Annotated in this window: 14 protein-coding genes and 1 pseudogene; 11 read left to right on the forward strand and 4 right to left on the reverse strand. The window is 55.0% G+C overall.

All coding sequences use genetic code 11. From position 1 onward, the window contains the following. Positions 1-203 precede the first annotated feature (203 nt). The 9 genes and pseudogenes from AVI_RS31215 to AVI_RS23020 all read left to right on the forward strand — a co-directional run bounded on the left by AVI_RS31215 (position 204) and on the right by AVI_RS23020 (position 10602). Positions 204-4076, forward strand: coding sequence for a PIN domain-containing protein (locus AVI_RS31215; protein ID WP_012655030.1), 3873 nt, complete (start codon positions 204-206; stop codon positions 4074-4076). Beyond that, complete coding sequence (locus AVI_RS31850; protein WP_080517054.1) at positions 4021-4227, forward strand: helix-turn-helix domain-containing protein; 207 nt, start codon at positions 4021-4023, stop codon at positions 4225-4227. The genes AVI_RS31215 and AVI_RS31850 overlap by 56 nt, the downstream gene beginning before the upstream one ends. A gap of 308 nt (positions 4228-4535) precedes the next feature. Then, positions 4536-4994 (forward strand): DUF4238 domain-containing protein, encoded by a 459-nt coding sequence (locus AVI_RS31495; protein WP_244427796.1) that lies wholly within the window; start codon positions 4536-4538, stop codon positions 4992-4994. Positions 4995-5442: 448 nt separating this feature from the next. Then, the gene (locus AVI_RS23000; RefSeq protein WP_012655033.1) at positions 5443-6753 is read left to right on the forward strand and encodes a hypothetical protein; all 1311 of its coding nucleotides are present in this window, start codon (positions 5443-5445) and stop codon (positions 6751-6753) included. A 126-nt stretch (positions 6754-6879) separates the two neighbouring features. Then, entirely contained in the window at positions 6880-7446 is a 567-nt protein-coding gene (locus tag AVI_RS31500) for a cupredoxin domain-containing protein (RefSeq protein WP_012655034.1), read from the forward strand. Then, the gene (locus tag AVI_RS31855; protein WP_417883932.1) at positions 7443-7520 is read left to right on the forward strand and encodes a hypothetical protein; all 78 of its coding nucleotides are present in this window, start codon (positions 7443-7445) and stop codon (positions 7518-7520) included. Before AVI_RS31500 ends, AVI_RS31855 begins: the two co-directional genes overlap by 4 nt. Then, positions 7490-7652, forward strand: a pseudogene (locus tag AVI_RS31510) (Tn3 family transposase); the annotation flags it as partial. The gene AVI_RS31855 and the pseudogene AVI_RS31510, both read left to right, overlap by 31 nt. 266 nt (positions 7653-7918) lie before the next feature. Further along, positions 7919-8725 carry a hypothetical protein gene (locus tag AVI_RS23015; protein ID WP_012655035.1) on the forward strand — a complete coding sequence of 269 codons (807 nt, stop codon included), beginning with the start codon at positions 7919-7921 and terminating at the stop codon, positions 8723-8725. A 44-nt stretch (positions 8726-8769) separates the two neighbouring features. Then, complete coding sequence (locus AVI_RS23020; protein ID WP_187152408.1) at positions 8770-10602, forward strand: SIR2 family protein; 1833 nt, start codon at positions 8770-8772, stop codon at positions 10600-10602. Positions 10603-10707: 105 nt separating this feature from the next. On the opposite strand, the gene AVI_RS23025 is transcribed toward AVI_RS23020, so the two are convergent. Together AVI_RS23025 and AVI_RS23030 are read right to left on the reverse strand one after the other, a co-directional pair. Beyond that, positions 10708-12453, reverse strand: coding sequence for a DUF262 domain-containing protein (locus AVI_RS23025; protein ID WP_012655037.1), 1746 nt, complete (start codon positions 12451-12453; stop codon positions 10708-10710). A 183-nt stretch (positions 12454-12636) separates the two neighbouring features. Further along, positions 12637-13497 (reverse strand): hypothetical protein, encoded by an 861-nt coding sequence (locus AVI_RS23030; RefSeq protein WP_041699165.1) that lies wholly within the window; start codon positions 13495-13497, stop codon positions 12637-12639. A 105-nt stretch (positions 13498-13602) separates the two neighbouring features. Here AVI_RS23030 and AVI_RS23035 point away from each other — a divergent pair, with 105 nt between their 5' ends. Together AVI_RS23035 and AVI_RS23040 are read left to right on the forward strand one after the other, a co-directional pair. Beyond that, positions 13603-14616, forward strand: coding sequence for a hypothetical protein (locus tag AVI_RS23035; protein WP_012655039.1), 1014 nt, complete (start codon positions 13603-13605; stop codon positions 14614-14616). A gap of 84 nt (positions 14617-14700) precedes the next feature. Then, on the forward strand, positions 14701-15840 hold the full coding sequence (locus tag AVI_RS23040) for a hypothetical protein (RefSeq protein WP_148213973.1): 1140 nt from the start codon (positions 14701-14703) through the stop codon (positions 15838-15840). A 293-nt stretch (positions 15841-16133) separates the two neighbouring features. Here AVI_RS23040 and AVI_RS23045 read toward each other — a convergent pair whose 3' ends face one another. Beyond that, the gene (locus tag AVI_RS23045) at positions 16134-17939 is read right to left on the reverse strand and encodes a phospholipase D-like domain-containing protein (protein WP_012655041.1); all 1806 of its coding nucleotides are present in this window, start codon (positions 17937-17939) and stop codon (positions 16134-16136) included. Beyond that, on the reverse strand, positions 17936-21349 hold the full coding sequence (locus AVI_RS23050) for a DEAD/DEAH box helicase (RefSeq protein WP_012655042.1): 3414 nt from the start codon (positions 21347-21349) through the stop codon (positions 17936-17938). The genes AVI_RS23045 and AVI_RS23050 overlap by 4 nt, the downstream gene beginning before the upstream one ends. Positions 21350-21811: the final 462 nt, after the last annotated feature.

The raw sequence follows: 21811 nt of genomic DNA on the forward strand, positions 1-21811 counted from the left end.
AAAAACTTTGTTGGTAACTTTTTGATAAGTTACACTAACTTGAGGTTGTGTCTATAGTGGACTTTCCAATAAAAGGCGCAGTCGCGGTAGCTGCTGAGGCGTCAAAAATGGCTGCGATCTAGGAACAATTACAATCTCGGTTACGGCTCCGAAAAACCTTGTGGCCGGTTACTCCTGTCTTGAAAGGACGGCACTGCCTCGCAATGGTTACTACGTCTGAAATTCAACACACCCGATTAAAAGGCGAGCTCGTCTTTCAGGACTTTTGCCTCAGGCTCATCCGGCACTATTGGCAGGACGATTATGCGGAGGCATTTGGCAGGAGCGGTCAAAATCAACGCGGCGTCGATATTGTTGGCCGCGACAATCGCAATGGCTATAGCCATGCCGGAATGCAATGTAAGGCCTCGGAAACTGACGGCCCCCGTCAGCTGGGCATCGTCGAGCTTGCTGCAGAGGTCGAGAAAGCCAAAAAATACCGGCCACACCTGGATATTCTCATTGTCGCGTATGCTGGCGAGCGTGACGTTGCGCTGCAACAACGCGCGCAGGAGATCAGTGCTGACCATGCTCGCAATGGCATGTTTCGCGTGGTGGTTTGGTCTTGGCCTGACATGGTTTCACGCGCTCAGAACTACCCAGATGTTGCGAGGGAGCTTCTCGTCCATAATCAGGTTGCGGCGACCACACCTGTGCTTAATCCCGCACGCCCGCTGTCTGATCCAACCTCCAAGTTCCAAGCCGAGATAGCATCGGCTATCGAGGCCCTTCGGGTTTCTTCAGCGGTGGTTGCGACCAAGGATGAGACAACGGCGCTCGACGCCAAGCTTGATGTTTTCCGCGACCAGATCCGGACTGGCGGCGGCCCGCTCGTCGTCGAAAATTTGCGAGCGCTTCTCGGTGAAATTTCAGAGGACACGCCAGGCCGACTAAAGCTGAGGATTTTCGGCAATCTCGGTGCGGCGCTGGCTCAGATTGGAGATTTCGACGGAGCCGAAGATGCCTTCGCCCAGGCTGGCGCGAGCGACCCCGAGACGGCAGCAGGCCAGTCTTATAGGGCACGGGCAGCATTATTGCAGGGGCTCCCGGGTCAAGCGTTCACTGCCGCCCAGCGCGCAGTCGAGCTGGATCCTTCAAATCTTTCTGCCGCAAACATTTTCATAGAGAGTGCGCCGGCGACCATGGCGACAGCCGACCTCGAACTGAAGATCGCGGCAGTAGCTGCTGACATTGACGTCGCGAGCTCCCTGCAGCGTCGTTTCGTTGCCATTGACAAGGACTTCGATGCATCCATACGCGTAGCCCGAGCCATCGCCGTGCAAGATTGGCGCAAGGACGCTGTTGTCGCTCAAGCGATACTTTCTTGCTTCGAGGACAACAAGGACGTCCGTGTCGGTGCGCCAGTCTCGACCTCCGAACAGTTCCTTCTTGAGGAAAGTAGAACGCGGCTCGCCCGTGCATGGGGGCAAATAAAGACGCGGCCTGATCGCCGGAACTGGACATTTGTCGCCGCAAATCTTTGCGCAGCTCTTCGGCTTACTGGGAGAGATGATGAAGCTGATGCCTTTTCGATCGAAGTTCATTCGCTGGAGCCGCAGGATTCGGCACTGACGCAGCGATGCATTTTCGCACACATGCACAGAAATAACGTCAAGGCGGCCTATGAGCTCGCGACCGGTCTGGCCGGACGTAGCGATTCCAACGCTGAAGTGTGGTTCCTCGCGGCTTCGGTATCGGCGACCCATCGCAAATGGGAGGAGACTAATTCATGGGCTCAAAAAGCTTTTTCCGCCTCGGTGGACGAAGGTGAGCCCAATCCCGATGCTGCAACTCTCCTGATCCTCAGCGTTTCCCGCACGGAAACACCCGCGAAAGCCATAGAGCTGGCGAAAAGCCTGAGGCCCCGGTTTCCGACGGATATAGGCTTCGAGGCTCAAGTTGCAGAGATTGCTAGGAGAGCAGGTGACGAGCCGACACGAGCCGACGCGCTTGCACGGTTGCGAGCATTCAGCTTCGACAAGCTCGACGCGACCGAGCGTTTTGAACTGGCGGACGCTCTGGCTGACGACGCTGACTGGTCGGGGGCGGCCACTCTGTTGGACGGCCTATACCAGGTCGACCGTCCATCGGAGCCTCTTCGTCGCCGCCTCTTTTACCTGTATCGGGCGGATGAACGTTCCAACGCTCGGGAGCTGTTTGGATCACTCGGTCCGGCCGTTCTTGCGCGACCGGAAATTCTTCGCCTCGGTGCTGCAATCTACGAGCGGTCCGGTCTTTTGGATGATGCACTGAAGGTTCTCGAGACAGCAGTTAAGCTCGACACGGCCGATCTCCGGTCGCGGCTTGATTGGGTTCGGATCGCAATTAGGGCTGGCCACGAAGGTCGGGTATCTGCCTGGATAAAGAAGACCCATGTCTCGTTTGATGGGAACGGTGAGGAACTCATCGAATTCGCGCAGATTTTGAACAGATATGGTCGGCGCAGAGACGCGCTGCGCGTTGGCTTCGAGGCACTCGCCGTTAACTGGGGCACGAGCGAGAGGCTCCATATGGGGTACCTGTCGCTCTTCCTGCTCCAATTTCGAAAAGACAAGTTCCTTCACGTGAAAATCGTCCGGGAAGATACTGTCGTGTATCTGGAGAACGATCACGGTGAGAAGGTGATGTACCTTATCGGAAGCGGTTCGTTGCCGGGTATCGAAGCCCTTGCGGCCGACCATGCCTTTGCAAAGAGCTTAATCGGTAAAAATGTCGGTGCCACCGTTCTTCTCGGCGGTATCGGTCAGCCGGTAGAATGGAAAGTCGCCGAGATTACCCACAAATTTGTCGCGTTGTTCCGACGGGCGTTAGATGCACACGGAAGACTTTTCCCTCAGAGCCGCGCCCTTGGTCGTTTTACGATCGACATCGATAGCAAGAACGCCTTTGAGCCAATTTTCGAGCAGGCCCGCGAACGGGCACGACTCGTATCGGATGCGGTTGAGATTTACTCGGAAAACCTCATCCCGATCGACACCGTCGCGAAGGCTTTGGGATCTGATCCTATTGACACCTCGCGCGGCCTTCGTTTCCAGTCAGGTGTCTGGCTGGATAGCTGCGTTGGCGATCAATCGGAGCGGCAACAGGCGCTTGAAAATCTTGAGGGTCAATCCGCGGTGATCGTCGATGCGCTAACGCTTGCTCTATGGCAGGAGATCGAGTTTATCGATCTCGTCGAGGGACTTCCGATCACGATCCACACAGTTCAAGCTACAATAGACGAATTAGCGCAGCGAGCCGAAGATGCGCATCAGGCGCTCAATCAAGAGGGCGGCTCCCTCGAGGCGCACGGCGACGGCGTTGTGATGGTCAAGTCGACGCTTGAGCAGCGTCAAGCACTTCGCGAAGCGAACAATTCAATTCTCGCGTGGGTTCGAGTGCACACGAAGCTGCTTCCAACGTCGGTGTTTTACAACGACAACGAGAAGATAGAAGATTTTCTGTCTTCCTCGACGATCGACACTATCGCGACAGCGCGCGAGACCGGCATGACGATGATCTCTGAGGATCGACGGATCCGGTTGTTGGCAGCGGAACTTGGCGTGGGATCGTCTTCCTGGACCCAGCCGTTCTTGTTGGCGTTGCGAGAATGCAAGGCGCTGCGGGATGAAGACTACGTTCGGCTCGTTGCAAAACTCTATCGACAGCGAATCGGATTCGTGTCGGTTGGCCCGGCCGAGTTGCTATTGGCAATAGAGATGGACGCAGACGTCTTTTCCACTTTAGCCGAGACGGTCACAGACGCTCGGGTGGACGTAACGTCGCTCGTGCCGGTTGCTTCTGAGGTTGCATATCATCTGTGGACCCAGACGCGCTTCGTAGCCGACCGCGAAATTTACTTCAGCAAAATTCTAAATGGGGTCTTACAGCGCCCCGGTGGAGCCGGGCTCTTCGTCAGAATTGCGAAGATGTCTTACGAAGCACTCGTCGATAGTGGCTTGGTCGGCGTCTGGCGAGCGAAGATGTGGGAACGGTATATGCATGAGTTTGCCCGAGGGCATTTCATCCACCACTTGGTTGCCAAGCCTTCAAAATGACATCGTCAAGTTTGACCGCACCCGCCAACGGTCGAGCCCTATCGTCGTCTGCATACCGAGGCCGCCACAGAAGGTGGAAGTTCGGCACCTGGCGGCGCAGTTGCCGCTGCGGGAGATGACGGGCAGGGGGAGGTTTCAGGCATGGGGATAGTGTGAGTATTCAGAACCAGGTGATGATATCGGTGAATGCATGAGCGAGCGGACGAAACGACAGCATGTGGTGCCTAGATTCTATCTCAGGCATTTTACACAACCTGACGGAGAGCTCTGGACTCACGATAGCTGAACTGGGACTGCTCGCAAATCAACACCCGAAAAGACCGCATTTGAGACCAACATCTACACACCGATAGGTGAGGATGGCGCTCGGATCGACTTGATCGAGGACACGCTTGCGAAGATCGAGTCGCAAGCAGCATTATCTATCCTGATCTGCTAGCCTTTAAGCCTCTAGCGCCTGTGGCGAAGCTCGACTTCGCAGCGTTTCTCGCCACGATGTTTGCACGAAGTCCAGCTCAGCTTCGGCAATTTGCTCAATCGATGGGCCAGATGGCCTTGTGGGGCAACAGACATGAATTGGACCGTGAGTTTCGGCAAAAGGAGGCACGCGGCGAAGTATCGGCAGCAGATAAAGCCATACAAAAAATACTGCATGACAATGATATGTTCACAATGAACGTTGATCGGCGGGTCGGGCTTCTCGCATTTCAACAAGCTGAAACCTTGATGCATCTCATGGCGCGGATGAAATGGAGCTATGAGATCAGCGATAACCAACAACTGATCACAAGCGATAATCCGGTGTTTTGGGTCAAGGGCGGGGGAGCCTCGGAACTCGGGGGATATGGGTTCGGCCTGGGCAATCGTTTTTGCAGTTGTGCCGTTTCCGTTGAGTCCGACCGTGATACTTCGCCTTGACTGGAGGCCTGACGGGGCATGGAAGAAGTTCAAGCTCGAAAGGCAGCGTGCAAAGCTTGCAAATCAATACCAGGCGAAACACAAGGAAAGGCTTCTATTTTTCCGTGATAACGATCAAGGGCTTCGCAGCCTTGGGATGAAATACAAGGCACCAGTGAACCAAATCGATATCGGAGTGCCATCTCCTATCGTTGATGTGGTTCGAAAATTGTAAGGGATCCTATCGCCGAGGAGCTATGCCGCGTTCCATGTTGCTCGTTCCAGCCATTCTGACGAGCCGCGGCGCGGGCTAACTGCTCGGCAATACATCAAGTGCTGCGTGTGATATCGCTAGCGCCATGATTAGTCGCGTCGTAGTGCATAGGAATGACGTTTGGGTTGAATTGATGGATCGACGTTCAAAGAGTTCGGAAAAGAGCGTTGCGGACATGGCAACGCTAGCGTCGGCATGATTTATGCGAGGCGCGCTTTGCAGCGCCGGCTTGATGAGCTGCGCGTTAAGATTGGCAACGAAGCTGTCGACGCAGTTGTCGCGCGGCTGAATGAACCCGGCAAAGACCGTGTCGCTGCGATGTGGGAAGTCGTCGTGTTGCACGGACTGGCGACGACGGGCGGTCTCGAAAGCGAGAATGCGCTTCCCTCCGGAAGAAGGCCGGACGTGTGGTTCGACGGTGACGTCATCCGGTTCGTCGCCGATGTCACGAGCGTCTCAGACGACGGGCTCGATGTACAAAATCCGCATGCCGAATTAGGTGAGCTTCTCAATAAGGCGAAAAACAAGCTCAAACTGCCGATAGGTGGTCTCGATATGCGAGTACATTCGCGTGACGAACTCAGCTCCCGTGGGCGGCGCACATTTCTCAAGCTTCCCCCAAGGCGGAAGCTGTCTGAATTTGTTAAAGAAGAGATACTGCCGAAACTTCGCGAGCAGCTCGCAGCCGGGGCCAAAGTTCTGAGAGTGATGATCGCCGACGAAGACGTCGGCATCGAGATCGTGATCGACCCCTCCAAGTCGCCGATTAACTCTTATGGTTTCGCCGCTTATGACGTCCCGACAATCAAGGACAAAAACCCGCTCTATAACGCGCTTAAGGCAAAGGCGGATCAGCTTCGCGGAGCGGAAGGCATAAGCGGGATTATCCTTGGCGACGGGGATTGTGCCGCGCTCGCGGAGCGGCAGGCGTCACCGCGGAGCGTCAGTTGCGAGGCGATCGCCAGAGAATGCCTCCGCCAGTATTCATCACTGGACTTCGTCTTGCTCCTCACGATACGCGAAGGTAGAAGGTCATTCTTTCCCCCGACTCAACCGGAGCTGCGCACTCACGCGACGCTAATATGCCGTGATGAGAGCTCGGTAAGAGGAGAACTCGAAACCACATTTCGCGCAATGCTTGAGAAGTTCCCGCGACCAGTGAATATGCCGGTCAACGGGGCACTGCGCGCGCGCGAAGCACGATATGAAATGGGCCATCACGGAGGTTACAAATTGAGCGGGCAGAAGATCCGGGTCAGCTCCAGAGAACTGGTCGAAGTCCTTGCGGGATTGCGGACATTTGACAACAACGGAGCGCGCAATGTCGAGCTGGCTGGACCTTTGCCCCACAGCACGAGCCACGTCAGCGCGTTGTTTCTGAGGCAGGTCGTGAATGGTCATCTGCCTGTCAAGATCACGGTTGAGAAGACGGATGAAAATGACAACGACGACTGGATCGAATTCGACTTCGGCGAACCAGATCCAGCGATCACGCCTTACAAATGAGTTCGTTAGCCGTGCATATCAGGATTAAATCAATGACAGCGTAGTCCTCTGTTCCCATTCTATTATCGTTTTAGTTGTGTCTCGATACACTCTCTGTTAGCCTTTCTATAATTGGAGGGTGGGACCATGCTTCGATATGCTTTGGCGTTCTTGTGCTGCATTTCCTATCCGGGAGTCGTATTAGCAGAACCGTTACCATTTGCCGAGCCGCCGAGCTTCAAGCAGGCAACTCCAGGCACATTTTCTACGACGGTTGCTACGCAAAACTGCGAGCCCGTTTTTAACGTAGATTCCAGTGGAAACCGGCATTATCAGCTTGAAGCTAAATGGACCGACCCCGAAAATTCAACGATTTACAATCCGAACTTCGAGGCAGTTCGACATGAGCCTGAGAGGGACCATCTGCGGCTGAGAAGCTACAACGGCTGCACGGTCGGTCCCAAGATCGAAACAGAACAGGGCAAAACGCTTTTCATCGATCTTGAAAACAAACTGCTCGGTCCCGACCCAAGCTGCATCGATCCTCATCATAACGAAGCTAACTGCTTCAACACGATTAACCTCATTTCCATGGCTACCACGGGTCGCCGCGTTCTGAGCTGCGCCAAATCGGAAACGATACCGAACTCGTCGCTTCCGACGATGTCTTCGTCGAGATCGTTCCTGGAGGGAGGCAGCAATACGAATTCGTGATCTCTCCCGATCATCCCGCGGGGACCTTCTGGTATCACTCGCACAGGCAGTCATCATCTTTCGGAACACCATGAAACTGGGCGAAGTCGTTGCCAACCAGCAAGGCGAGGGAAAGCTCCTATCGCCGGATCTACTGGCCCCATGTCTCGCCGCTCGGATCGGAGCACATCAATCTCACCGGAGAGTACTATTGGCCAAAACCTTAGCGTAGGATTCCGCCCCCTCCCGCAAACAACCTCGTTTAGGGTAGCACTGAAATACAGGGTGGTGTCAGCGCATAGCCTTGAGACGCATCTACTCATCGGTAGGTGGAAGGGTTCTGCGCACGACGCGCGTGGCTTCTTCGTGCGGCAGTATTCCGTCTCGTAGAAAACATAAATCTCGCTCACTTCGACCCGTCTAGGTTGAGTTTCTCGCTGGACAAACCCGCAATCCCTGTTAGATTTTTGTTCGGGGAACAAGGGGCCGTCTCATGAAGGGATATATTGTAATAGGCATGATCATGCCTATGCTGAGCAGTTGCGTTGCAACGCCTGACCTGCCTGACGATGGTCCTGCAAACATTGCGGCACTGTCCGATGCGATCCAATGTGAAATGGGTCGGGCATATCAGGACGAAGCAAACGCGGCGGAGAAATTCTCCAACTGGTTTGCTACCTATGAGATTACCCGCATCGGCGAAGAAACGCTGACCGCCAGTGCCAACCCACTGGAATGGATCGTGCCGAAGAATGTCGATAAGCTGGTGTTTGGAGGCAGCTTGGGGAGAAATGGAAAAACGACCCGCAATGCTAAGGTCAAGTTCAGCATGGCCTTGGCCGCAGATTCCTCCACGGCTTGCAAAAATGCTCAGTCGCAAGCCAGCATCAAGGTCAACCCCAGGGAATTCAAAATTCGGGAATGGCTAGGTCAGGTATCCTCGGGCAAAAGCGTGCCCAACACATTCAGCTATTCGGTGACGTTCGAAGTGACTGAGAGTGCAGGGTTCAAGCCAGCTTTCGCCAACGGCAACTTCAACGGCGGGAGCGAGCTTTCTCGGGTGCTGAAGACCACGCGAACCGTGGATTTTGCTTTCGCGACCGAGCCCAAAGATAAAGTCGTCAACGTCTTCGTCACCAACGCCCCGGACGCCACGATAAAACTGCGTCGGGGCCAGAGACGTACCCCACCGAAAGACGGCGGAGCTACCCCGCAGATACCGTCAAGCGTATTGGAGCAGAACAACAATAGCCTGCTTCAGTTGCAGTTGGATAGGAGCACACTTGATCTGGACCGATAATGACCATGAATTCGCGGAAAAGCTCAACGCTGGGGAACCTGGACATGTCCAACGGTGATCGTTTCGCCATAATTTCCGTAGGTGGGAAGGGTTACGATGTTCTTCTCAAAGAGTTGAGTTCCGCTGCACCAGGCCTCCTTTTTGGCAGTGCGGCTTCGATTTTCGAACCAACGCTCTTGCAAGGCGGACGCCCTACATCCCAAGCTGTCGCCCGCGCTCTTTGCGAGGCAGCGGGTGTCGATGCAACAGCGTTCGCGTCGGCCATCGAGGGCGCTGCTTACGAAGCACTACTGCAGGAACATCCCGTTCGATCGAGATTATCACGAGTTTTTTCAAACTACTTTCTACGCTTTGGCGCTGCTCAAGGTCAGGAGACTGTCAGGTTCAATAAATGCCATCAAGCGATAGCCCATCTGCTGTCGCAAGGACGACTGTCGGGCGCTGTCACAACCAATTATGATACCTGCCTGGAGCAGGCATATGAGGATCTGCGGGCTACAAATTCTCTCAACACAATAGTCCAGCGGAACGATGCTGCGAAGAAGGTAGCCTTGGCTGAGGAACCGGCTCCGGCACCGACCCTTTTCAAATTACACGGTTGTGCGCGGCACCCAAAAAGCATGATCTTTTCTCTGGAACAGGAAAAGGAGATGCCCGCCTGGAAAAAACAGACGATGGGATCCTTGTTGGGTAAGACTGTACTGGTGCTCGGATACTCAGGTCTGGATTTTGAAGTTTGTCCAGAGTTGTATGATCTGAACATCGATAACCTGTACTGGATGGCCTGGGGAAAAAATGGCGTCCCGGATCTTACGTCGAATGCCATAAAGGTTCTGAACAAGGAAAGACGCCGATCAACGGTCATTTGCGGGGATCTCTGCGTGTTCCTGTCGGACATGACGCCGCTTCTTTCTCAGGATCTGCCAGAGGTCAAAAACCCCGTGGTGCCGACTTTGTTGTCAGACAAACTCCTCGACGCGCTCGACCAAAGCGGCCGACGATTGTGGGCGGCCCGCGCGTTCGTCATGTTGAGCATTCCGGCGGCAGCAACTTCAGCTCTTCGTTTGGAGCGGGCTGGATCGGAAGACCAAATTCTGTCGCGTGATTTCGAACTTGTCCGCTTGGGCGCGCTCAATCACAGTATGAGATACTATGATAACGCGGATGCCAACAAAGAGCTGTCAGACGATGCGTCTTTGCCGTTGAGGGATCGAATTGGTCATGCAATAGGCGAGTCCGGCGCCTGTTCCATGGCCGGCGACGAAAAGCGATCCCGCGAGGCTCTCACCCGCGCGCGCGATCTGACGCACAATCTGACTAATCCATTACACCGCAAGCGCCTTCTGATCAAAACCGAATGGATGGACCTGTTGCTACAAACGGCCGAACGCGATCTCAAGGATTCGAAATTGAAGGAAAACCTGATAGTCCGCTTCCGCGCATTACAGCGCAGAGCATACAAAACAGGCGAACACATCCTTGTCGACCTCTGTGAGCAGGAAGTGGCACAACTGTCCGACGTCAGCGTCGCTGCTATACATTCTGGAAAGGAGCGACCGTCCGGTGACATATTTGAGCAAATAGGGAACTACGTCGGTCAAGTGACGGCTTTGGACACACGGACGCAGCAGACCGGATCAACCGAGCTGGCAAGCCAACTTAGAAAGCGGCTTGAAAAAATGCCTCTGTACGGGCTTCCGACTTGGCGGGTGTACAGGACACTGATCGATTTCGCGGCTACGCTCGATGAAAGAGAGAACTTGTACCGGTTGTTCGAAGAGTCGATTGCCAACTGCCAATTTCATCCCGACTACGTTCTGCGCGTACAAGAATCCACTCGACAAAAAGTTATAACGCCGCTTTGGTCAGTGACGTAAGAGCGGCGACTTGCAATCACGCGCCGGGGCGACTGGCTTGAACGGTCTGTTAGGAAAAGGTCCGCACGCCCCAAATTCAGTAGGAAAGAGCATGTGCATACGGCGTCACTCGTTTTGTTCAAGCGCCACTATGATACGCGCTTTCAGCGCGTTACGGCGTTGATCGTAGAACTCTTGGAATGCATTCAGATCCTCAGGCAGCGACGCAATCTCGAGCCCGGCGAGGTATTGTTGGCGCGGCCCTTCGTCCGGCTTGATCCAGGCGAACCACTCGTGCGGCATCTTCTGGCGTTTCTGATTGTTGATCGAGCCTTCGAGAAGCTGAAGGTTCGGCAGGCGATTGTGCTTGTCCTGAAGTGCGTCCCAGAGATCCTGGCGAACGCCAGCCTTGCGCAGCTGTGCTGTGGTAAACCGCCCCTGGGGGTAAATGTGATCGACGTGGAAGTGGCGAGACAGGTCGAAGCCGGAAAAGATCAGTGACAACAATGCAAACGTCCGCCCATCGCCGTAAGGCAGATCGCACAGTTCATCGATTTCTACGTCCGTGAATGACAGTGACTTTCCGCGAAGGGCCATGATGGCCTCCAACTCCGCCACGGGAAATCCACTTGCAGCATTTGCACCGATCTTTTCTCTCAAAGCTGTCAGCAGCGTATCGAGACCACTGCCCCAAATCCCGGATGCCTTGAGAACGCTCCGGATCAACCAGCGGCGAATGCCTTCGCGGTCTGAGGCAAACTCGGCGCGATGGAGATATGCTCCGTCAAGCTTGCGGGCGTAAAGATAGTAGGCAATCGGCAGGATTGAGCTTTCAGCACGCAGGTTCTGGCTGCTGAAACCGAAGGATGCAAGCAGCTGCACAGCAAGCAGCATTGCGTCGTGGATCCGCGGCCAGTTCGTTTCCAGGATCGCCATGTTGGTCTTGTTGAAGTTTTCAACTTTGAAGCCGACACTGCCGATATCGGACAGCATGAGGCCAGCCTTGAGGGCCAAATCCTTGGTGAACTTGAACCCGTCGCCTTCCTTGTTCATCTCATCGACAAGGGAGTGAATGGCCTCTCGGGCATCCACCTTTTCCCACTGGGCCACGGCCACGGACAGAAGAAGGTCGGAGTAGGAGAGCGGTGTGCCACCATTGTTCATACGGATGAAGATATTCAGAACATGCTCGAGGCTCTGGCTTTCCTCCTCATAATAGGTGATCAGATCCTTGTCGTGAATCGTCTTGTGGAACAAACGGAGTGTCGCGCGCGCCGTCTTGACGGCCTCTTTATCCAGGTTGAGGTCATCGAGGCTGTCGATGAGATCATCGTATTCCTCCTCCATGATGCGACCGCACTTGAACCAAACCTCGCCCGACTCCGGCTTTGCCGACTGCGGCTCGGTCAGGAACTCGAAATGATAGCGGCATCCGCTCTCCGCATCTAGTTCGCTGAGCAGATTGAGGTAGAGATAACGAACCGGAAAGGCGGCATCGCTGCTCCAGCGCTTGCCAGGCATTTTCCAGGCGTAGGAACCTCGAAGCCCTACATTCAGAGCGGTCATTCGTTGCTGGCCATCGAGGACCGCAGTCAGTTCGCGGTTAGGCGGGTTCTGCAGAAACTCGCAGTGAAAGCGGTCGCGCTGATGATAGTGACGGACGAAATCATAGAATTTGTACTCGGTGCGTCGCTCCTGCTCTATTTTCCAAAACAGGAATGTTCCGAACGGATACCCTTGCATAAGACTGTCGAACAACTCGCGAATCTGGTCAGGCCACCATACGAATTCGCGCTGGATCGCAGGAAGGACGTAATCCTGGTTGGCGACTTTATCGAGCAAAGATTTGATGGTGCCGCCGGGCTTGTACATTTGATAATCTCTGTTTGTTTTATGATAAAGTCCGAGTTGCAGCTAAAAATTACATCACTTGTAATCTCATTCAGCCACTGCTGCTACCCAACAGCAGCCGCCTCTGAGCCAAACGCTGGTTTGGCATCCTTGACGAGCCTATCTTGGCCTTTCAGGATGACGAAGCCTAGTCGGACATCAATATCAGGCCGTGGTGCCTAACGTTGGCAAGATATCGTCCGTCCATATTTGAATTCCCGGCACACCGGCTCTCGCCTCTTCGTTGATCCCTTCCAGTGGCAAGTCCGGTAGGCTGACGCCTCCGGGCACGTAGCGGATATCGGTCGAGCCGCTGATAAACCGCTTTGCCGGAAATTTTTCGAGAACCCGCCGTTGGTCTGGAAAAACCTTGTAATGGATATCTGGGTCGCGGGGCATTTGCGACCGAAGTTCCGGAGCGATAACGTCCTGCGCACGCGCCTTAACACTTGCGAGACCTTTGCCGAGGATGATTACGGGTACATGGCGTTGGAACGCATCCCCCTGCCAACGTTGATAGTGCAAGGTTACGTCGATGATGTCGTATGGGGGGGCGATCACCCACATGTGACCTGTATCGAAACCGGTTCCTTCGTTTTGATCGATGATCGCGAAATGGCGTGAGGAGCCCTCGGCATAAACCGATGCGGAACCACGGACGGGAATATTCCAGATGCCCAGCCGGTCCAGGATGCGTGTCAGTATCGCGGTCATCGCGATACAAGCGCCGTGCCAGTTGTGCTGGACTATCCGTCGCTGCAGGATTGCAGCCACCTGGGGAACAATAGCCTGGGCGCGTGCGTCGTAATCTTGATTTCGTTCACGCAGCAACACCCACTCGGCATAGTTTTCGGCAAACCGCTTGTCTTTCTGCTCCTGTGCGACAAAATTGGGCTGGTCGTAAAAACCCGGCTGTCTGAAGTCGATGTTCAATTCGTGGAACAAGCTGACCATCTCCATACGGCGAGCATTCAGCGACTCCGGCGAAGGTTGTTCCAGTAGCTTTTTTCTTTTTGCCTCGCCCACAATTCCCCCTGCGGAATGTTTTTCAACAGCTTACCAATACAGAAGTTATTCCAAAATGGTAATCGTAGAGACCGGAACTTTAGTTAGCATTTCGAAAGAATCAAAATGATCCGTTTGTCCGGTCACAGCTTGGAAAGCATGGGCTTCAGCAAGCTCGATAAAGGCGATCGCTTGTATGGTCGCTTTTGCCGGTTGCTCATCTATCATATTGAGGGCTTCAGGATAGACCAGCCGGTCATCGGTCCTTTGAGCTATATCTTTGAAGGTCATTCCTGCATCCTCGCCATTGGTGGCAGCGTGAACCAGGCCTGCAAAGTTCTTGTCGATGACGAGCTCGTCGAAGATGAGGATGAATGGCGCAAGAAGAACGGCACGATCGGTCCTTATTTGGTTCTGAAAATTGGGCCATCCAAAGAATATGCGACGACCGCTACGCATTCGCGCAAAGATGGAAATGGAATCTGGACCAATGGCGGCTTCGAGGAAGCAAGGGTAGAGCTGGATGGAATACAAGATAGCGTTGCGCCGCGGGTTGTCTCGAGCTTGACGGTTGCTTTTTCAAGTGCGGAAACAGCTTTTCGCGCAGTTGAAGCGGCGAACTTTGGCCTCGCAAGGAGTGGCGAGCGGCTGCGCGACATGAGCTTCTCGATGAGCGCTTATGCCATTGTTTCCAAACCGATCGCGGCCGATGAGGTCAAAGCTACAGTGCTCGACGCCTTGAGGCATTCTTTCTGCCTAGACAGGAAGGTCGCTGGTTTTTATGATCTGGCACTGAAGGAGACTGACCCAACCAAGCAATTTTTGCTCTTTTTCATCGCGCTGGAATTGCTGACGAAAACGGAGTTTGCCACGCGATACCCGTCGGTCGCTAACTCAGTATCCGCCGCGACGATTCCCGCGAATGACAGAAAAAAGCTTGAGCACCAATTCTCCTGGCTACAAAAGAATGTCTTAACTTCGCTACCCCAGCAGTGCGTGGACAGCTTCCAACGACTGAGAAAGTTGCGAAATCTGATAACTCACGGCGGCATTGCGTCGCCCGAGCCGCAAAGCCTCGGGGAAGTCAAGCTATTGGCAACAACGATACTCTCTTCGGTAATGACTTTGCCGGAACGATAGGGGAAGTTTGTTCAGGGAGACAATGAATTTCATACTGGGGCAACGACATTGACGAAACTTCTACAGAAATCCACGAAACCCAAATTGACGAATATAAAGAGCCGCGCCACCTGTCTTCTTTGCCGGCTCATTTGGCGATTGAAACGGCCGAAAGTCAGGGCTGTTACCCCGGTCATTCAGAACAAGCCCGTTTCGTACGCCGATCGCCTCATTACACTTTCCGGCGGACCAGCGCTGATCTGGCCATATCACAACATCTTACCGGGCGAAGGACCTTTCGAGATTGCACCTGACAGCAACTGCTATCGAAATCCGAATTGGGTTGAGCAACTGCCGAGCAGCATACCACGAAACAAAGTCATCGTGAACTTGTTGCCCGCGCTAACGGAGGAGTGGTTGGCCAATGGGAAATTTCGCATCGATCCTGAACGATGGATTATGGACATTGTCGTGCACTACGAGGAGCGCGGTGTCTGTTTTCGCGGAAGCTATGCGGCCGATCTTGCTAAGATCCTGCGCGGAAATGCAGATGCCTTGCGTTACAACTGGACTCTGCTGTTTTACTACGTTGCGATTATCAAAAAGCTATTAGAAAGACGCAACGTTGAAGAAGCGATGCAGGAGCTCGTCAAGGTCAGCAAGGCCGACGTCCCGAGAGCTGGGATGATGCTGTCACTCGGCGCGTTGAGCCTCTTTTTAAAGGCCGATCAGACGTTACACCTTCACGGAGACCCAAAGTCTGCCTACTCGTTCGTTCAGAGGTTTTTCGACTTTCAACCTGGCCAGAAAGGCGAGGTAAATCATTTGTCCGTCGCCTATCTCAGAAACCGGTCGCTTGACCTTGGGATGTACTACTTCTTTCCGGCCATGACGTCGCTTGGCCAACAGCCCGTTGGCGAGACATTAATCGCAACGCATGATGCTCCGCTCCAGCGTCTGATATTTCGAGTTTTACCATTCTTGTTTGATCCGACAGTCGCCCCCGCTGTCCCGACGTCGATCGCTGTGGATGAGTTCGCCAATGACGATGGTCTGGCGTTCGTTGAATGGCGCTCCCGGCTAAATGAAAAATTTGAACCACCTTTCAATAAGGACCAAAGACTTAAGCGGCTCGCCAATCTTGCAGATTACGCCAAGGGCCTCTGCGATATGAGCGACGAAAAAGATGCGCTCGATGAGGTCTGGCGCGAATGGACGCTTCCCTATCTGGATGGTAACCCATAGCGACCTCGTTCGCGGCCATACTCGGGTTGTTATGGTGCCTGCATCACCCTTCACAATTAGCAGGGTGCGGAAATAGGCTCGTTCGGGGTCGATCTGAGTACTTCGTCAATTTGACGTCGGTCGTTTGGCGCGTTTTTCGGGTGTCGGCCGGTTTTGCCCAGAAATTCGGGTGCCGGGGCGGATTCCGGGCATGCTTAGGCTGCCGCCAACAGTTTCGGCAGAATGACACCGATCAATACAAGTACCGTTCGGCTATTTCTGGAAGAAACAGGCCGCCCGTACTCTCCGGCATGCTATTGCCCAACACCCATCTCGGGGGCAGGTTCTCCGCCGCCGGTGTTGCTAACCTCATCCAACACCTTTTTCAAACTTTCGTCGAACAGGCCTAGCAAGTGGCTCGCTATGCCGGGCGCTTCCAGATGAAGCCCAACCTCATCCAAAGGATCGGCTTCAGACCCGGACTGGGACCCCCAGTTCATCGTGCTGACGACCACGTCGTTGCGGTCCCAGGCGAGAAACTTAGCGTGAACCTGCGGTTCGCGCACAGGAATGACCTCTACCGTTCCCTCCAACCTTTTACGGTGAGCGGCCATATGCTTACGCTTGGTCGGGCCGGACTGTCGTGAGTAATATATTCGCACGTCCTCCAGTCGACGTCCCGCGACTTCGGCCGGATTCAATAACCCGGGGACGACCGTGGCGCCCATTCTGTTCGTGATGCAGACAAAGCTCTCATTTGCGCTATGCGCTGCCTTTCGCAGGAGAGGTCCATGGTCTTGCGCGTGGAGCACGGTTAGCCGTGCCTTTGTCGTTGGTGCCTTATCAGACCCGATAGAAAGCGCGGGTCTTGCCCGTTTGGCTTCAGATGCAAGGAATTGAAGAGTTTCTACCGACCGGCTCGCACTGGCGAGCGAGACCGTTATCCCCTTGAGTATGTCTAGGCCAGCTGCGACGGCCATCGGTTCGCGCAGTTCGATCGACACCTCGACTGCGGAGAAGGGAGAGGACAACCAGTTGCATGATCCCATCACAACCACCGTTCCACCCTGACCGTCGTCGGCGGCAAGGAATTTTGCATGACTTCCAACGCTGTCGCGATGGATCAGGAGGAAGCCGCGGCTTTGTTTTACTGCGGACAGTCTCTGATGCAGTTCCTCCATCGCTAACGCATGCTTGGATTTGTCCAGCGAAGTTCCAAAAAACAAATGGCACCGCACGCCGCGCCGATATGCGTCTTCCAGCGCGCTATAGATGCGCTCCCGGTGCACTTTCCCTCTGTCGTCTGACTGGCTCAGAACGAATGTCGACAGCACGAAGACGTCCGAAACCGCAGCCCGCACGATGCGTTCAAAGCGCTCGATGTGCTCGGGCGATCCAACGACCAGCTGATCGGGAGCGAAGGTCGTTTCTACAGAAGCCGGAACTGATGGCTCGCCCTTCGACGCCCGGGGCAGAACTGCCGTCTTGAGAGTCTCGTTCACCGCGGCCACCAGGTTGGCGCTCGCCCCTTCGGGGATCTCTCCCCTCTTGAAAGCGGCGAGATCGATCTCAAGGTATTTCTTCTCCATCACCGAACCGGTCGTCCGAACTCCACGTAGCCATTCACCGGGGCGTAGAGATTGGGATACGAAGTGACTAACTCGATGCGCCATGGTCTCATCGGTCTCGGGCAGTTCACCAATCGGAAATGCCACGGTCTGACCATCGTGTTCAAGTCCTTGAGTAGGAACGATGTTGACGTCCTTCCTTCGAAGGACGGAATGCCCTACTTTCTCCAGCACAAGACTTATGCCCATTTCACGCTCGGCCGTGCGTTCCGGCAATGCGCGACCTGTTCGAATGAATTCGTGCCCTGTGGGGCTGGTTGAAAGCACCGGATTAGGAGACACCCGCAATTCGACTAGGCCGAACTGCATCAGTCTGGCGACCGTGGACCGTGCTACCTGGTTGGGAATACGCAGTCTCCCGGCGATGTCAGCGATCGTGCCTGGTTCGAGGTCGAATGCGAGGAGGATCATTTCCTCTATCGGGCTCCAGCCCCACGTGCGTTGCACGATTGCGCGAGCACGATAGTGCCATGCGGGAATATAAATTTTCACAGCTTCACCGCACCATTTGAATCGAGATCGACGATGCGCGCACTTTGCTCGGTGTCGCTTATCAACGACAGCCTGCGCAGTTCGCCGACCATCGTTATGAGAAATCCTAGCTCGCCTCCCAACCGGTCAGGGTCAACGCCGTCGACAGCATCTTCGACAAAATCGAGGCTTGATACGATAATCAGCTTGTGCCGGGCGCGGCTCATCAGCACGTTCACCCTTTGAGGGTTTCGCATGAAACCCAATGCGCGCGAACCTACGAGTTGGTTGTTGCGCACCAGGCTTGCGAGTACGACGTCCGCTTCGCTGCCTTGAAAGCTGTCGCTGGTGAATACAAAGTTTCCGTCGGCCCTCGGACTCGCGAAACCCTGTAGCGTGCCGGCGGGCTGTTTTATTTGCCTGCCGATCGACCGCTTAAGATGGTCAACCTGGGCTTTGTATGGTGAGAGGACCGCCAGTGTCGGCAGCCGGCCATCGTCCGCTACGATAGGCCGTAATTGCTTAAGCGCGTCGAGAAGGACTGTTGCTTCGACATCGTTGCGTAGGGATCGACCCACCCGCGTCTCGAATGCAGGACGATCGACCTTGCTTAACGGGGGCAGGTTCATGACGACAACGGGAGAGTTGGGAAGGACGCCATGAGAGACGACGGCGGGCATGCGTTGTACAGCCCTATCCGAAGGAATGAGCTCGCCGCCGTAGAACGTATTGGAGACCACCTGACAAATTGCGGGATGCATTCTGCTTTGCTCAAGCAGCGTGTTCACGAAACGGCTGACGCGCCCCGTTATTTTTTCTCTCTCGCCCTCGCGCAACGCGATGGAAGCAAAGGGTTCTTCCATGCGAGCGGAGATGGCCAAAACATCGTGCAACAAGTCTCGATCATCACCTATATGTTGAAGCGCTTCGTCTACCTCGGAAGGTAGGTCGTTGATTGCGCCGAGCTTGGTCCTCGCGTCGCGCAGCAGCTCCGCAGCGCGTGCCCCGTCGTACATTTTTTTGCGCTCGAGATGATCGAACGGTGACAACTGCTTATGATCGCCAATCAGCAGCCGGCGATTTCCCAGCAGGAGAGCGCCGATCATTTCGGCGCCATTGGCTCTGGCCGCCTCCTCGACGATCGTCCAATCGAACTGATCACCATCGGCAATCATCTCCTCGATGACATACGAGGAGGTCGTCGCTAAGGTGATATCAGACGATCTCACCAAAAGGTTTTCCGTGTCGCGGTGAACGCGATCCCCGGCCGCCTGCTCCCCAGCATCAACGGGATTGAGCGCGTGTTTTATCTGCCTGATTTGGCTGGACATCAGGGCCGCGCTGCCCTGCGGAGACGCCAATCGAAGGAGATCCCGTGAGCGTCCCCTCATGACGCTATCTTTTTCGTCGGTCTGCGTTCGTTCGATCCTGACAACGATGTGAGAGCGCCCTCGCAACTCCTTCTCTAGCTCCTCCTCCATGTGGACAAGTGTGTCGTGGTTCTGAGCGGCAATCAGAATACGGGCATCCGGTGCCAAGGAAAGAATGCTTTTTACAAGATTGGAGATAAGGTAGGTTTTGCCGACCCCAGGCGGCCCTACGACTATATTAATGGGCTGGCCCTCTCGAATTGCATCCCAGGCGGCCGCTTTCGACTGATCCATGCCTGCCGGAACGGGACCAGGTGTGGCGATTTCCCTGAGCGCATCATCCATCAACACCTGCGCCGGATCGTCAAGTGCGCGTAAAAGTTCCACATTGCTCCGTGCAGCGACTATATTCTGCAGGCGACGGCGAACGGCTCGCTCGAAGCCGCTATCGCGGCGGGGACGCAAATAACAGTAGTCCGGAACGAGGGCGTCTCCTGTGGTGAACGCATAGGCCTTCTTGCCCCCGACGACCTCAGTGCCCTCGAAGTTCAATTGGGGTGCTCGTTCCCTATCGCTCCCAAGGGTGTCCGACCGTGAGAATGTCCAGTTTGCGCGCCCGTCGTCATTGGACAGTTCCCTGGCCATGGACTCGGCGGCGGGCTTGAACCCCGCGTTCGCCCGTCTATCGTCGAGGTCGGGATCTGCCACGGGAACCACCCAGACCACCCCTCTGTCGTTCTTAACTCCCGTCAGCACTTCGATAGGGTAAAACCTGAACTGTTCTCGTAACAGCGAGAATGCTTCGAGCAGGATAAGTGCGTACCAAATAGGACTGTCGTTGGTGGCAACTGCTTTGACGCCCTGCCCGCATAATTCTGTCCAATTTTTGGCAGCTGGCCCCAGCCACCGGACCCGGTCATCCGAGCCGCTACGATTACGGGCAAGATGTATGCGGTGAGTAAGATCGCTAGCATCGTAGACGCTCCAGTCACCCGGTCGCCGCCTGTGAGCGTCCCGGATGCTGCCGATTTTCGGGTCATCAATTTCGATCATGTAAATCGCGAGATCTGTCACGATCCGAACGATCCCGCGATCCGATACGGCCAGTCGTGTGGTCGGAGCATGCAGATCGCGCTCGACAAAGGCCAGTACTGCTTCGACGTCGCTGGCCGGGATCGCTCCCGACGTCAGCGCCGCCAAATCGCTCTGCAGTGCTTGCCTCGACGGGTGGAGCACCAGTTCGGCATCAGCGCTTGAGCCGACCTTCTCTAATTCTTCCACAACCTCGCCTAATTCCCTAAGAACAGCTCGGCCGTCGTACAGCTGGAATTGCGGCGGATTTTTTAGTCTTTCGAGAATGCGTCGCTCGATGGACAGTAGGGCAGGCGACTGCGCGGCATCAACACCTAACAGATCAGATGCAGTACGCCCGAGGTCAGCCCAGTCCTGTCGGAATGAAATTGCGTGGGGTGGCTGCCCCGGGTTCCCTGCGCCGGCAAGCCCAGAATCCGCGATGTGCACGCAGGTCTCGTAACCGCCAAGGCGGTAGTCTTCCCGATCGTCCCCATGCGAAAAAATGGTGTGAACGCTGACCGAACCGTGCACGATGCCGGCATCGTGGCAATATGCAAGGCCCCGTGCAACCCGGACCATGTTCCGCCAGAAGACAAGTCGGCCGGAACTGACCAGGTATTGGCCCTGGCGGCCTCGATTACCTTGCGCATTTCCGCGGAGAGGACTGCCCGGATCGAGCATCAAAATGCCAATCTCGTCGTCGTCCTCGACAACCTCAATTACAGAGACCAGGACTTCTTGCGCCTGCCTCGAAGACAGGACACGGCGAATGCGTCTCAAGCCTCGGCCGATCAAATTTTTCAGGTCGGTGTCAATTGCCGACCCAGTTTTCTTAAATAGCCGTAGCAGATATTGCTCGCCATCCTCGATGCCCGTGGCGGGTGTGAGCAGAGATGTCCATCCTCCCGGTGCGCCGTGAAACGACGCTTCCGCGAACCTGAATCTGGAATCAAGGGTCGGTTTAGCGGCTCGTGCGGACTTTGACATCGATGCATCCTTGCCGTGTACGGCTCAGGGAATCTTTGCCATTCAGAGAGCTTACTCAAGTGCCTCGTTCTGGCAAAGGAAATAGCACCAGATTTGCGTAACAAACGCCGTGGGATGAGGTTTATGCCGGTTTACTGCGCCCGGCCTATCAAAATTCGCAAGGCGAAGCCGCTTATCGAGAAGCAACTGTAGGTAACGGTCCGCGTGGGCGCGCGGTCTATCCCGCTGATTAACAAAGATGGCGACGCTTCTTTTTTAGCCGAAAGCATTGTGGTCACACCGTCACATCAAAGGCCTGCCTCCCAATAGGAAGCCAGCGTCGCGACCATATTGGCGGAACTGGCAGCCGGGATGATTAGTCGCCAGATAAGGAGGAGAAGGGAGTTAATTCAATCTGCGCCAAAAATTGCGTAGGGTGTGCCTTTCAAATCAACGCTTCATGCAAAGTGCTGATCCGGCAGC

This window comes from Allorhizobium ampelinum S4, from assembly GCF_000016285.1.
GTDB lineage: Bacteria > Pseudomonadota > Alphaproteobacteria > Rhizobiales > Rhizobiaceae > Allorhizobium > Allorhizobium ampelinum.

Coding starts and splice junctions, on each gene's coding strand:
- AVI_RS31500 (WP_012655034.1), top strand. CDS start 6,880: ATGCTTCGATATGCTTTGGCGTTCTTGTGCTGCATTTCCTATCCGGGA.
- AVI_RS23015 (WP_012655035.1), top strand. CDS start 7,919: ATGAAGGGATATATTGTAATAGGCATGATCATGCCTATGCTGAGCAGT.
- AVI_RS23025 (WP_012655037.1), bottom strand. CDS start 12,453: ATGTACAAGCCCGGCGGCACCATCAAATCTTTGCTCGATAAAGTCGCC.
- AVI_RS23020 (WP_187152408.1), top strand. CDS start 8,770: ATGTCCAACGGTGATCGTTTCGCCATAATTTCCGTAGGTGGGAAGGGT.
- AVI_RS23050 (WP_012655042.1), bottom strand. CDS start 21,349: ATGTCAAAGTCCGCACGAGCCGCTAAACCGACCCTTGATTCCAGATTC.
- AVI_RS23035 (WP_012655039.1), top strand. CDS start 13,603: ATGATCCGTTTGTCCGGTCACAGCTTGGAAAGCATGGGCTTCAGCAAG.
- AVI_RS23000 (WP_012655033.1), top strand. CDS start 5,443: ATGATTTATGCGAGGCGCGCTTTGCAGCGCCGGCTTGATGAGCTGCGC.
- AVI_RS31850 (WP_080517054.1), top strand. CDS start 4,021: ATGAGTTTGCCCGAGGGCATTTCATCCACCACTTGGTTGCCAAGCCTT.
- AVI_RS31215 (WP_012655030.1), top strand. CDS start 204: ATGGTTACTACGTCTGAAATTCAACACACCCGATTAAAAGGCGAGCTC.